9 protein-coding genes and 1 pseudogene are annotated in these 14,634 nt (G+C 40.6%); all 10 read right to left on the bottom strand.

The window, feature by feature from the left end; genetic code table 11:
* Positions 1-92 precede the first annotated feature (92 nt).
* The 10 genes and pseudogenes from BUB43_RS10610 to BUB43_RS10565 all read right to left on the bottom strand — a co-directional run bounded on the left by BUB43_RS10610 (position 93) and on the right by BUB43_RS10565 (position 14,367).
* Positions 93-830 (bottom strand): RHS repeat domain-containing protein, encoded by a 738-nt coding sequence (locus BUB43_RS10610; RefSeq protein WP_260200809.1) that lies wholly within the window; start codon positions 828-830, stop codon positions 93-95.
* A 216-nt stretch (positions 831-1,046) separates the two neighbouring features.
* On the bottom strand, positions 1,047-1,721 hold the full coding sequence (locus tag BUB43_RS10605) for a hypothetical protein (RefSeq protein ID WP_073180959.1): 675 nt from the start codon (positions 1,719-1,721) through the stop codon (positions 1,047-1,049).
* Between the two features lie 737 nt (positions 1,722-2,458).
* Positions 2,459-3,076: pseudogene (locus BUB43_RS11630) on the bottom strand (RHS repeat domain-containing protein); the annotation flags it as partial.
* A 132-nt stretch (positions 3,077-3,208) separates the two neighbouring features.
* On the bottom strand, positions 3,209-3,544 hold the full coding sequence (locus tag BUB43_RS10595; protein WP_073180955.1) for a DUF1493 family protein: 336 nt from the start codon (positions 3,542-3,544) through the stop codon (positions 3,209-3,211).
* Positions 3,534-4,286: an STM2901 family protein gene (locus tag BUB43_RS10590; protein WP_073180953.1), complete on the bottom strand. Its 753-nt coding sequence runs from the start codon at positions 4,284-4,286 to the stop codon at positions 3,534-3,536. The genes BUB43_RS10595 and BUB43_RS10590 overlap by 11 nt, the downstream gene beginning before the upstream one ends.
* Before the next feature lie 259 nt (positions 4,287-4,545).
* Positions 4,546-5,097 carry a hypothetical protein gene (locus tag BUB43_RS10585; RefSeq protein WP_073180951.1) on the bottom strand — a complete coding sequence of 184 codons (552 nt, stop codon included), beginning with the start codon at positions 5,095-5,097 and terminating at the stop codon, positions 4,546-4,548.
* Positions 5,098-5,102: 5 nt separating this feature from the next.
* Positions 5,103-6,650, bottom strand: a complete 1,548-nt coding sequence (locus BUB43_RS10580) for an RHS repeat domain-containing protein (RefSeq protein WP_260200808.1) — start codon at positions 6,648-6,650, stop codon at positions 5,103-5,105.
* Between the two features lie 175 nt (positions 6,651-6,825).
* Positions 6,826-7,221: a hypothetical protein gene (locus BUB43_RS10575; protein ID WP_073180947.1), complete on the bottom strand. Its 396-nt coding sequence runs from the start codon at positions 7,219-7,221 to the stop codon at positions 6,826-6,828.
* A complete protein-coding gene (locus BUB43_RS10570; RefSeq protein ID WP_073180945.1) occupies positions 7,218-13,865 on the bottom strand; it encodes an RHS repeat-associated core domain-containing protein in 6,648 nt (2,215 codons plus the stop codon). Before BUB43_RS10570 ends, BUB43_RS10575 begins: the two co-directional genes overlap by 4 nt.
* A gap of 40 nt (positions 13,866-13,905) precedes the next feature.
* Positions 13,906-14,367: a T9SS type A sorting domain-containing protein gene (locus tag BUB43_RS10565; RefSeq protein ID WP_073180943.1), complete on the bottom strand. Its 462-nt coding sequence runs from the start codon at positions 14,365-14,367 to the stop codon at positions 13,906-13,908.
* Positions 14,368-14,634 lie beyond the last annotated feature (267 nt).

Below are 14,634 nucleotides of genomic sequence, written 5' to 3'. Positions count from 1 at the left end.
AAATTTTCTGCGTGTCTGTTTCATTGTTTTTTCCGACTATTTAAAGTTAATAATTTCAACTTAAACAGTGGTCCAGTTTTTTAAGGGTATTATCACCCCCAAGCACTTGCACCCAAACTACCTAAAGCACCAGCTATAAATGCCTGCTTGAAACTCGCGCCCTGCATCAATGAAAGTGTCCCTTGCGCAACACCATGTGCGGCAGCCTGCAATATAGCATTTCCAAAAGTTTGAGCGGCAGAAGAAAATATGCTTCCTATACCAAAGGTGACCGCACCGGATATCCCGCCCCAAAATGTTGCTTTTAAAGCAGCAACAAACGACCACTTGCTACCCGTTACCAAAACACCTACCGTATAGGCCGCCAGTCCAACAGCCGCACCAATCGCTGCTGCAGTTGCAATCGCAGCAGCATTAGATACTATCCATCCTATTGCGGCTGCAAGCAATGGAATAAATTCCCCGCTTGGATCATTAAACATCAATGGATTATTCAACACATACCCATACTTGTTATAGTTCTGGGTGTTGAACATATCCTGTATGTTCTCGTCGGCATTGAGGAACCTACGCAACAACGGGTCGTAAAGCCTGCCGTTCATGTGGATAAGCCCGACCTCGGCAAAATGCTCGTGGCTGGTATAGCCTCTATCTACGAGAAGACCTCCGTTGGATAAGAAATCCCTGATCTGGTTCTCGTCCGTCATGATGGCTCCACCATTCACCTGCAGGTGGGTGAGATTGCCCCAAGCGTCATAGTGGCGTTGCTCAATCTTATTCCCAGCCTCGTCGCTTATCGACAGAATACTGCCCAGGTAGTCCTTGTGCAAAAATTTATAAGATCCGCTGCTCTCTGTATAGTTTTTAAAATATACAATATTTACCTCATAAGACAAACCTCATTAAAAAACCAAAAAGAACTTCTGCGCTTTTGCAGGCAAATGCCTGCAAAAGTTTGTTATTGTTATTTTTTATCTCTTAAACCCCGATGGTTATGGAAAATCAACATGCCTGGAAGATTACCTATTTTTTTTAATACACCCTTTTCAGTAGATTGACGAATCTAATTGTTTTTTTATATAATCAATTGAATTATTTGTTATATATACATTATTCGAAAGAAGATATTTAAACTCTAATTCAAATATTTTTTCAAAAAATTCTTTGTGTTGTAAAATTGGAGTAATAACACCATATTTAGATTCATATATTTTAGATATGCTTTCAAAATGTTCTGCTTTGAAAACTACCAATTCGTGAGAAAAATCTAAGTATTTATTTTCTCCAATACTAATATCTGACTTATGACCTCCGCTCACATATCTACACCAATTACTTGTCATCCAACTATTATAAGAAGACAAAGGAGAATAAAATAATTGTTCCGAATTATTCTCAACTTTAATTTTAAAATCATAAGGAAATTTAAAACATGCTCCATTCGTTTTATCTCCTGAAAAAAAATAAAAATATTTTTCATTAAACAATGAACACATATTTTTAATCTCTTTTAACTTTGCATTATTTAATACATCAGCATCATTTTTGACATTTAATATTATTTTATTACTAATATTATTCAAATCAAATTTTTTTGCATAATAAAGACAATTGTCAATATCTTTTTCACTTAAAAATTGGGTATAATTTTTAAATATATTATCATCAAAAAAGAATAAAATATAATTTTTAGGTATATTTAATTGTAATTCATTTTTCATTTTTATGGTTTTATAGTAAATCTTATTTTAAATAAATACTTTGTTGTTTCATTATAAATCTGCATCGATGGTATTCCACCAGAAGTTGAAGTATAAAAAGAACCACTATAATTATTTATTTTAAAAGGATATACAATATCACCATTTGGTCTATATATTGGGGTAGAATTCTGTGTATATCCAGTAAATAAGTTATTATAATCGGATTGTGAAATGTTTATATTACCATTTAAATTACCTTTTCCCGTAATATTAAATTCATCAACATTTTGAATAATCTCGTTCGGTTTTGGCGTGACTTTCACTCCATCTCCCAAATCCCGAAGTTTTAAATTTCCGTCTCCATTGCCCATTATTACTTCTTCGCTAGGCATACCCATTTCCACTTTAGGAATTTTTCCGACAGTAGTCGTCTTTGGGGCATTATTCAGAGCCCACGCACTCCTACCTACGGCTATTTCCTTGCCTGTCCAAATATTTCCCCTTGTTCCGACACCTGTAGTGGTAACTTTTGCATTTGCTATTCCCTGTTGTATTCCTCCTACAGCTCCACCAATAATAGCACCGCCAATTGCTCCAGAAATAAAACCTCTTACAATACTTCTTCCTATACTCTCGCCGAAGATTACCGCATTTCCTAATCCACTTATTGCTCCTCCAACTGCACCTCCTACCAATCCTGCAATTGCACCTCCAAGAACACCACCTTGTATCCCCCAACTAGAAGCCGCAAAAACCGCCGCCGAACTTCCTGCCATTGCTCCAACACCACCGCTTATTGCTCCAAATACTGCACCTAACGCAATCTTTCCCCAAGTTGCCTTCCAATCCCATTTAAATGGATTTAATGTTCCGTTTGCTGAAGCTCCTGTAATGTAAGCTCCAATAATTGCTCCGACAATAAACCAAATAAACTCTCCTGAAGGATCTGCATACATCAAAGGATTATTCAATACATATCCATACTTGTTATAGTTCTGGGTGTTGAACATATCCTGTATGTTCTCGTCGGCGTTCAGGAACCTGCGCAATAGTGGGTCGTAGAGCCTGCCGTTCATATGTATAAGCCCAACTTCCACAAAATGCTCATGTGAGGTGTAGCCTCTATCTACGAGAAGACCTCCGGTGGATAAGAAATCCCTTATCTGGTTCTCATCCGTCACAATTGCTCCGCCATTAATCTGCAGGTGGGTGAGATTGCCCCAAGCGTCATAGTGGCGTTGCTCAATCTTATTCCCAGCCTCGTCGCTAATGGCTAGGATGCTTCCAAGATAATCCTTGTGCAAAAATTTATAAGATCCGCTGCTCTCTGTATAATTCTTAACGTAGATGATGTTACTATCGTATGGCGTGCCGCATTTTAAAAACCTAAAAGAACTTCTACGCTTTTGCAAGCATATGTCTGCACAGGTTTGTTATTATTGTTTTATCTCTTATCTCCTAAACCCCGATAGTTATGAGAAACCAACACTTTTGGAACATTACCATTATATGTCATTATGTTTTTTGACCCAATGCCCATTATCTAATGCCAAAATTAAATCTTTAATATAAATTTCATTTTCATTTCGCTGTTCTTTTTTAAAAAAAAGATTTATGAGAGTATTTATAAAAAAACCAGACTCTTTCGGTATAAATTTGTTAAAATTAGCCTTATCATATTCTAAGCTAAAAGTCTTAAAAAATTTTAGTAAGAATTCTGAAACATCATCACCGTCTAAACCTAAATCAGAAAGAGACTTATTGACATTTAATTTTTTTTTGTCAATACCAATTTCGTTAGAAATATAATCTATTATTACATTATAATTATTATTTTCCATTTATGATGCCGTTATATATGGTTTGAGTATTATAAAGTGTTTTTCCTACATCATACGCAAGAATTCCCCATCCAATTGGCCCTGCCATTCTACCTAAAAAACGCCCAAATACTTTAGTATATCTTAATGTTCCACCTCTAATGTGTGTCGGAAGTCTCATCGGCATTTTCTGCGGTAACAACTTTGCTCCATATTTTGAAGCAAAGGAAGTTCCAGTGGACGCCCCTTCCATAACAAAAGGTTTACTTAACAATCCTTGATTATCCAAAGCTGCCGCTAATGACATAATATCTTTTATTCCAAATTGCTCCGCTGCTTGGTCCACCAATATAGCACCATATAGAGAACCTTTTGAATTATAACTTTTGCCATTGTATTTATAAGGCGGATCTTCAATATCTCGAGAATTGCTTCCTACATCTCCTTTTCCCTTCAGGTAAGAATCATTTACATCAATTTCATGCATCGCGTGGTTCAATCCCGCAACTATACCTCCAATTACTGCACCTTGCCAGAAGTTCCCGCCACTTAGTTCTGCTCCAATTCCACCAGATAACGCTCCAAATGCAACTGTCCCTACTGCACTTGAAGCAAATTGCGACAAGCCAACCTTGTTAAGGGCGTACCCCCAAGCACTTGCACCCAAACTACCTAATGCACCTGCTATAAATGCCTGCTTGAAACTCGCGCCCTGCATCAATGAAAGTGTCCCTTGCGCAACACCATGTGCGGCAGCCTGCAATATAGCGTTTCCAAATGTTTGAGCATACTGCCCAGGTAGTCCTTGTGCAAAAATTTGTAAGAACCGCTGCTCTCTTTATAGTTTTCAAATATACAATATTTACCTCATAAGACAAACCTCATTAAAAAACCAAAAAGAACTTCTACGCTTTTGCAGTCATTTGCCTGCACAGGTTTGCTATGTTTATTTCACATTTCATCCCTTAAATCTCAGTGGTTATGGGAAACCAATACTTATGAAACATGACCTAACTACCAGTTTATGGCAATATAATTTGTTTAGGAATAAACTCAAAGCTCCCCGTAAAATATTCATACTTGCCACAACTTTGAATTTTTATTTTTGATAACAATACATCCTTGTTCTTAAGTCCTGCAATATTGTAAATTGTATCAAATCCATCATCAGTAAATATAATCGTTTTCCCTTTTCTGTAATTTTTAATTTTTAAATAATAAATCTTTTGGCTTTTTTTATTTAAAAATTTAAATTTAGCAACCTCTCCAAATTCATTCTTAAGAGAAAAACATTGATTTTCTTTGTTTAAGTCTATGTCAATTTTATCATCTATTGCTTCAAAGGATTTGGTTATCCGAAGGTTTTCGGGAGAACTTTCTTCATATTGGTCTTTATAAAAAAAATTGTCTAAAGCAGGAAACTCCACAGCATAATCCCTGTCTGTATTATTTCTGATGTTTAAAACAAGAAGTGAGTCTTTAATATTTAGTGATGGAGATATTGTAATATCCTTGTTTAAAGTTCTTTTACAAGAAAAAAGAAACAATATGAAGATTGGTAGTATATTTTTCATAACAATCAGAATTTAAAAGATTTTATGAGAGGTAAAAGCAGTTTGTCTAAACTTGGTTTTGCCCCATAAAAATATTGCGCTGGGATATACCAATTTGGCGTAAGCCATCGATTTTTATTAAATAATTCTATTGTCATTTTTCTAATTGAAATATGACCATAATTATCTAAAATTCGTGAGTATTTACCCATATTAGAAGTTGCGGTATTTGCTAATGAAGAAAGACTGGAACTATTTAGAATTACATGACCTGTTTCGTGTGTCACGACCTCTGTAAGCAATGATTTTGATGCAAAAGCTGCTTTTGGAAGATAGATATTTTTCCCTACTGTAACTCCTAAAACATCTCCTGTGGCACGCTGTCCGTTTACTCCTATTTTATCCCAAAAATTCATTTTGTAAAAACTGTTATCTTGTGCCACAGCATAACCGTTAGGTGTTTTTAAATAATAGTGTTCAACTCCGTGATTTCCTAAACCGCCGTAGCCTTTTTCAAATTCTTTCATAGTTCCATAAGAGTATTTTTGTGCATCTCCTGAGCCTGAAGAAGTAGAAGTTAATACATCTTCTCTTTTTACTTCACTCACTGGTTGATTGCCATTTGTATCGTTAAATAATTTCCCTAAACCATAACTCACCGCACCAATAGCCCCACCAATCACAGCTCCTTTAATGATTCCTTCAAAAAAATTTTGACCATTGATAACCGAGGTAATGCCACCGCTTCCTGCTCCTGCTAAAGCTCCATTACCCACAGTAGCCCAAAATCCACCAGCGGTAAATACCTGTCCCAAAGCTCCTGAGACCGCCCCCGTGAGAGCACCTACAAAAAATGATTTTGCAAGTCCTCCCCAACTCCAATTTCCAGTAATTGCTGCCTGTATCATATACATTCCCACACCAATCGCAGCCCCGATGACCGCAGCAGTGGCCACTGTTCCCCAAAATAGAGGCAACGCCGCAAATATTGCAAATATGAATTCCCCACTTGGATCATTAAACATCAATGGATTATTCAACACATACCCATACTTATTGTAGTTCTGGGTGTTGAACATATCCTGTATGTTCTCATCGGCATTTAAGAATCTTCTCAATAGAGGATCATACAATCTTCCGTTCATGTGGATAAGCCCTACCTCGGCAAAATGCTCGTGGGAGGTGTAACCTCTGTCAAGAAGCAATCCGCCGTTGGATAGGAAATCCCGTATCTGGTTCTCGTCGGTCAATATAGCGCCGCCATTCACCTGAAGGTGCGTGAGGTTGCCCCACGCATCGTAATGCCTTTGCTCAACTTTATTTCCAGCCTCGTCGCTAATGGCCAGGATGCTGCCCAGATAGTCTTTGTGCAAAAATTTATAAGATCCGCTGCTCTCTTTATAGTTTTTCAAATATACAATATTTGCTTCATAAGGCGAGCCGCCGATGTAGAGGATATGCTTCTCCTCGCCGGTCTGGTTATTCCTCGTCACCTCAAAGGAGCCGTCCTCGCTGTAATATTTCGTAAACCTGCCCTCGCCATCTGCGGCAAAGTTCCCGCCGTAAGTCGCCATCTGGCGCATCTCGGTAAGACCGTACTCAAACCTTACATGTTTGTTGAGATTATTGCTATTAAACGAAAAGAGCTTTTATTCTTGCACAAATTAAAATGCCTGCACTTGTTTTGATACTATTCCTTATTTTATCCCTAAATCCCATATTATGACAAACCGACATGTCCACAACCAATTAAAAAGCTTTAACAAGCAAAATAATTAATAATATTGGTGGTAACCATATTATAATTGCTGATAAAATATAAACGACTCTAATTTGAAACTCATTATATCTTAAATTATCTAATGTGGTTTTTTTTAAAAAAACAAATATTGAGATAGCAAATAAAAAATATCCAATATATTTCGCTAAACGAAGATTATTTAAAAATCTAAAATGCATTAAAATATTTTCATTGGGTTTGCCTAATACAAAATGTAAAAACTGAGGAAATAAAAATTGTAAATATAACAAAATCAATATTATAAACCACATCAAACTATTAGTATATGCAACATATTCTGTTTTACTATACTTTTTCAAAAATTGATAAATGGTGTATGGTAAGAATAATATTAACTTTTTCATTTTACAAAATTATAAATTGGAGAGGGCGGCGTTAAAAAATTACTTATATTTTTATAAACTTCGTGCCCTAATGATTTACCATTGTAAAAATTAGTATCTATGAATTTTCCAATTTCTCCATAAATGAAGTCTGAAGCTCCAATCGCGTCACTAATTGATAACACCCAACCGGTAACAGACGTTGCAACTCCGCCTGAAACAACTGTAGTAATACCTAACGCACTAATTGTTGATATAACCTTAACCAAGCCTGCTGTTGTAGGATTTTGGATATAATCATTTATAGCCAATCCAACTGATGCAGCCCCTAATGCTTTACCCGCAACACCAATAATGTTCTTAAACTTTAATCCTATCTTACCTAAATCATCTGGATTTTTAACTAAGGATAGAATTGCTTCTTTTGTAGCATTGTTTACACCCAATCCATCTAATGCTGACTTCAATTTTTCGTATGCAGTTTTCTTTGGTTTAGGATCAAAATCAAACTTATGCATCGCATGATTCAATCCTGCAACAATACCTCCAATTACTGCACCTTGCCAGAAGTTTCCACCAGTAAGTTCTGAACCTATACCGCCACTAAGTGCTCCAAATGTTATCTGCCCAAGCGCTTTATTAGCAAAATCTGAACCTACAACAGCGCCAAAAGCATAAGCTCCCAAACTTCCTAAAGCCCCCGACCAAAATGCCTGCTGGAATGTACCACCTTGCATTAACGACATTACACCTTGCGCAACAGCATGGGTACCCGCCTGAACGATTGCTAAACCAACGCCTCCAACGGCTTCTTTTATTGCAGTTCCCGTTGCAGTAAGTGCCGTGCTTCCTGCGACGCTAAAAATGCTCCCTATGCCAAAAGTTACCGCGCCAGAAATACCTCCCCATAAAGTCGATTTTAAAAATCCTTTAAGAGTAATGGCCTGCCCCATTATTGCGCTGGATACCAGATAGCTTGCCGCTCCAATTACCGCACCGACAATTACTGCAGACCAAAAATAACCAACCAATGGTATCAAGAAAAATACTTCACCACTCGGGTCGTTGTACATCAGCGGGTTGTTCAGCACATACCCGTACTTGTTGTAGTTCTGCGTGTTGAACATATCCTGGATGTTCTCGTCGGCATTAAGGAACCTGCGCAATAGTGGGTCGTAGAGCCTTCCGTTCATATGGATGAGCCCAACCTCGGCAAAATGCTCGTGTGAGGTGTAGCCTCTATCTACGAGAAGACCTCCGCTGGATAGAAAATCTCTTATCTGGTTTTCGTCGGTCACAATTGCTCCGCCATTAACCTGCAGGTGCGTGAGGTTGCCCCACGCATCGTAATGCCTTTGCTCAATCTTATTCCCAGACTCGTCGCTGATGGCCAGTATGCTGCCCAGGTAGTCCTTATGCAAAAATTTGTAAGAACCGCTGCTCTCTGTATAATTCTTAACGAAGATGATGTTGCTTTCGTATGGAGAACCTCCTATATACAGCACATGCTTCTCCTCCCCAGTCTGGTTATTCCTCGTCACCTCGAAGGAGCCGTCCTCGCTGTAATACTTGGTAAACCTGCCTTTGCCCGTAGTTGCAAAATTTCCGCCGTAGGTAGCCATCTGGCGCATCTCGGTAAGGCCATACTCAAACCTTACATCGCCCTTTACGCCGTCTATAAATACCGGGTCGTTGTTCTCGTTATAGAGAATGTTCTGCACAAGGTCGTTCGCCAGCTTCTGCTGCCCTGCGGCATTCAATACGACGGAGGTTGGCCTGTAGACGAACTGGTTGTTCTCAAACTTCACGCTTCCCAGCATGTCGTTCTCCTTTATCCTTCCCTCGGCGTCATAGCCGTTGGAGGACATGCCGCCTGTCCTCGGGTTCGTCCAGGATATTAGCCGGTTGTTATCATCATAGCTAAAGCTCTCGAGAATATTGAAATCGCCTCCCGTGTTGCGGCTGTTAAGCTCATTTTTAATAGCATTAAAACTATAATTAACTTGGAGGATAGTCTTATTCGGCGTCGTATGGCTGATGTTCGTAAGGAAGCTATTCTGGTCGTAGATGTTCAGTATGTCCGTAGCGCCAAGTTTTGCCCGTGTTACCTGTCCTTTGGCATTGGCTTCCTGAAGTTCCCAAAGAACCTTGCCAGTGGTTTTATCTTTTAACTGGAAAAGTTCGCCGCTCCAGCTATCATATACATTCTCTATGGTTACCTTAGTGGTAACACCGTTGGAATAAAGACCTTTTTCATAGGAAGTAACTCTGGATTTATCGTCGTAAGTAATGCCACTCTGCCAGAAGGACCTACCATTTCCTGACTCCGTTGTAGATAGAATCCGTCCGTAGTTATCGTAGTTAATACTGCTGCCGAATGCCTTGCCTTTAGATGAACCATTCTTAGAGATAATAAGTCCCTTGTCGTTATAGGCATAGGTAATGGTCTTATCCGTGTTCTGCGTGCCATCAGTTGTGATCTCTCTTTGAGAAATCAGCTGACCGAGGCTGTTGTAGCTGTATTCTTTATTTCCTTTCGGGCTGGTTTCCTTTACCACCTGTCCAAAGGCATTATACTGGTATTTATAAAGCCCGTTGGAGGGATCGTAAAATTCCGACTTCCTTCCCCATTCGTCATACTTGGCAGTGACTATATTAGAGCCGTATTTGGCCTCTGTAACCTGAGCCGCCGCATTAAATTTGAAGTTGATGACACCACCCTTGTCCTCGGAGCTGATGATATTTCCTAGGGCGTCGGCAGTCTGCTTTTTGAAGCGGTTGTTGGCGTTGGTCTCGGTTACCGTAACCGTCCTACCATTATAGGAACTTTCTACTACTTTCCCTGTAAACGATGTAGCCTTTATGGGGCGTGAGTATTCGTCATACTGGATGGTATTCCATTTGGAGGCACCCTCGCCCTCATAGTAAGGCTCACTTTCGGCGGTCTTTCTTCCCAATTCGTCATATTGGGTATCCTTCGCAACATAGCGACCGCTGTTCACGGACTTCACCCTGGTCTTATAAATCTGGCCTATTTTATTGGTATAGGTCGCTTTTTCATCACCGTCAGGACTATATTCCGTAATGCGTGCATCGCCGTTATAAAACTTTTCATACGTATATGTGGTAGTGCCACCAAGGTTAGTCTTGGAAGTCAGCATTTTACCCCAGGCATCGTAGGTATTGGTCAGCTTATTGCCAAGCGGATCGGTCTGCTCCAGTACCTGCCCCCAATCGTTATAACTTATAGATGTCTGCAGGCCGAGGTTGTCGGTCTTCTTCACTACAAAACGTCCAGTAGCCTCATATTGCGCGCTCTCGCTCTGAGTGTTTCCATCTGCACTGTTGCTGATGGTTTTCGAGGTCGTGTTCCCGAAGCCGTCATAAGAATAGGTCTCCCTTATCCAGCCGGAGTTATTCTGGTTCCAACTGGTCTTGCTTTTTAGCAGGTTATTCTCGTATTCGTAATCCTCCTTGGCACCTTTGCTGTCGCCATATACCTGTACGGTCTCTGTCTTGGACTTCGGACGTCCTATATAGTAGTCCTTGCCGGTTCCTCCCGGATTGTGCAGATATTCCAGATTGGTCGTGGTAGTGGCAAAGCCGTTGTTGATGCTGCTCACCGTCTGCGTAGGCAGGTAGTATTCGTTATAGCTAATTATCGTACTAGTCGTCGTAATATCACGCTGGAAGTCCTTAGTCGTAGTTGTAACAGGCAGAAGTGCCTTCACACCGTATGGCAGTGCGTCGTTCCGGTATTGGGTTGATTTGAAAGAGAGCAGTTGCGAGTTGTTAACCGATATGTCAGAAGGGAAAATTAGGTTCTCATCGTTGGTCTTGATACTCCATTCCTTAACTGGAACACCCTCCTGTAACGGATCCATCTCGGCACCGCTCCAAATAATTGTCTGATAAAAAGGATAGTTGTAACTGTACCAGGACGATCTTGCCGTCTGGCGGAAGCCTACCATGCCCCGGCCGTGAAGATGGGACACGAGACCTTTATATCTAAAGTCCTGCCTGCGTGATTCCTGCACAAGACTGCTGACCACATAGCTTTTGTTAACCCGGTTTAATGCCATATAAGGGTATTGCATTGGGCTATCCGCCTTGTACTGGTAGCCCGGCAACAATTCGGCATACTGGACATCTGTTGTCAATTTTCCTTGGGTGATGGAGCTGATTCTCGAACTTGTCGGGATATGCTTGTAGTCCAGATAGATGACATGAAGGCGCGAACAATTGCTCAACGGGCAATCGTCGGGAGCTCCAATTAAAATAATCTGGCGGTTGGTCTTATTTATAAATAATGGCTGAAATGGGATGACCTTCTGTCCAAAAGTTGGAGGGGAATAACTGAGCGTATTACCAAAACTAAATGGTAGCGTCGTGCTTCCCACAGCCGGAGTAGACGCCGGCCTGCTTGGCGAATACACGGATAGGTTCACATTCGTATATTCTTGAGAATCGTGCGCATTCCAACCATGGTTTCTCATAACAACCTTGTTTACGACTATCTCGCTCTTGCCATCCTGGTCCAAGTCTGTAGCCTGGTATTGGTAATAAGTTACAGTGCCATAATAACACCATGGCTCAGTGAAAAAATTCCTGTGCCTGCCATTCTCACTTATTTCCGGATTAGCAGAAAAATAGATGAAATTATAATAATCGTAAACGTCAAAACCTTTCCCGGTAGACAGATAGAACTTCCAATTGGATGTCTTATCAGCCTGCGGAACGGCCATATCCACCTTGCCGTCACCGTTAAAATCACCTAATATCTTTTTCGAGCCAAGACCCGACAAGGAGGTATACGGCATTGTCGATATCAGCGAATAGTTGCCGCCAGCATCGCGCTTGATATTATAAAAATCCTGTAGGCTGTTTCCGCGGTCTGTATAAAGTTCTTCGATGCCGTCTCCATTAAAATCAGCACTTTCTAAAGACTGGTTTGTCGATGAGAGATTAAACCTTAAATAACTTTGGTCGTAAGGAACCTCCTGTTTTAAATCAAAAAATACAGTTGAGTTTTCGGTGTAGCTCTGATACTCAAAGCCCACATCCGGAGGCATAATTTTTTGCAGTGTTGTATCGGTGGCCTGATCCTTATCTACGGATGGCACCTGCGTATTGTCCTTTCTTAAATTTGACTGCGGGATTAGGATGGTGTCCTGTTCAAGATCGGTTATTGGTTCGGCACTGGCGACTGTAGTTTTCGACGCCTTCTTGTTGGCACTATACGGATCAATTGGCCCCTCACTATAACAAGTCAATTCATATGTGAAATCTAAGAGTACCTCCGATATACCGTCCCCATCATAGTCATAGGATGTCACCCTCAGCAAGCTGGAAGGATTGCTGTAGCAATTTGACGGGTCGACTGACTCGCCTTCACCGTAAGCCTTGTAGTTTTCATACAATAAGGTTTTCGAGTATTTGAAATCAAGAGTGCGGCTCTGTAGGTTCACCGCATAAATTCTAAACTCGTAGTCGTAAGCATTTGAGCCGTCTGCCCGGTTTTTTCTTATGGGTATGACAATGCCCGCATTCTCTCCAACGACGTTATTGTTCTTATAGCTGATAATTGCGGCGTCGCGAAAGTTGGCTAAAGTAAACTCAGAAGTATTGTAGCTTATGTTTACCGCCTCTGATTCGACATAGACCGACTTCTTGAAAGACAGTGCCCCGCTGTTGTTCATCTCGATAAAATCCGTCACGCCGTCATAGTCAAAGTCGCCATACTTCCTTGTGTTGGCATTGCTCACGCTTGTTTCAATACGTGTAAGCGGACTGTTCGATGGATTACCCTGATAATTGAAGACTGCCGGATTGGCAGCCTCATCCTGCGAATTATATTCCGTTATAAGCGAGATTTTAGGATACCCATCGCTGGATGTGTGGGTTATCTGGTATCTTTTGAACTGGTTGCCGTTAGTTTTAACCTGGATGGAGTTCAATACCTTATCCTGTAGGAACTTTACGCCGTTTACATAGGACGTCTCGGTAAGTTCGCGGGTGGAGTAATAAAAATTAATCTGGTTGAAGTGGCTTTTGCCGAGGTTTTCATTTCCGCCCCAAGATATGCTGTTTATAGCCGCCACATTGTTGGACTGGAAATAGTTATAGCTTATGTAGTTTCCCTGGGCGTCCTTCCATTTGGTGATGTTATATTCTACCGGCGTGCGAGATTCCCAGGTATTTCCGTACCACGCCTGGCTGCCGTCCTCGAAGGTTACCTCCCAGTATTCCGGCCCTGTCCAGCCGTGTCCAGACACATTTCCTATTGATCTGATCTTTACATTCGAGAATTTTTCAGTCACATATTCCGCACCGCTAGATCTATAGGTGCCGGATTTCAAAAGCAGTCGCTGCCCGTTGAAGCTGAAATAATCTGTGTCATCAAGCTGGATTCCCTTTACAGCACCGTCTTTTTCAATAGTCCTGCTCATACGGGTAATACTGGTGATGCCTGAAAGATTCCAGCCATAGCCGGCAATGCCGTTCCCGGCTCCGCTTGTGTAAACGAGGTTGATTTGAGGTGCTACAGACTTTACGCCTGGTGGCAAGGCTATCGGCAGAGTATATTGTAGCTGGCCACCGCCATTGACTTCTATATTCCCTTGGGTGTCGTGGAAATTCTGTGCAGGAAGTATTCCTGCTACCATAAAGAGTAGGAAAAAATATAATTGCTTCATGGGAACTTGTTTACAGTTTAATAATATTTCTGCTCATCTTACGTCCGTCCTTAAGCTGAAAGCTAAGGATATACACCCCCATATACATTCCGTTCATGTTTACCTGTACCTTGCGGTTCAAGTTGGGAAGGTTTTTTGTCGTGAAAACATTTGCCACAGTATTGTGCTGGTAAAGGGTCACATGGTCAATCATTTCATCGGCCTCATCCGACCAGCCTATCGTTAGCTCATCTTTTACCGGAACGGGATATACCTGGACCATCGACCAGAACTTGCTTTCATCAGTTTGTTCGGCCGACGACGACCTCCATGTCGTCAAATAATCACCCTGCTGCTCCTCGGCAAGTCTGCGAATATCAACACCTCGGAAAATTTGATTGCCCGCCTCATCGTATCTGAATACTATAGTACTTTGGCCAAAATAGAAACCGCACATAGCGAAGAATGGCAGGATAATAAATTTGTTTTTCATAGTTATGGCGTTTTGCTTTAAAGCGAGCTGGTGTTTGCTCTAACTTTAGTGATTTAATTTTTAAAATATCTCCCGTCCCAAATATAAAAAACATATCACTTAAAAGTGATAAATAAACCAAAAAAAATCGTTATGTTTAACATGATGACTTGGTGAGGTCATTCCCATTAATTGTTTATTCTGAATACTCTTTAAAAAACATATCTATCATTTCGGAAATCACGCCTTTGACGACATTCCGATCTTCATCATCTTTTAAATCTAGCC

The sequence above is a fragment of the Cruoricaptor ignavus genome, from assembly GCF_900141665.1.
In the GTDB taxonomy this organism is placed as follows: domain Bacteria; phylum Bacteroidota; class Bacteroidia; order Flavobacteriales; family Weeksellaceae; genus Cruoricaptor; species Cruoricaptor ignavus.
This window is presented reverse-complemented; position numbering and strand designations above follow the sequence as displayed.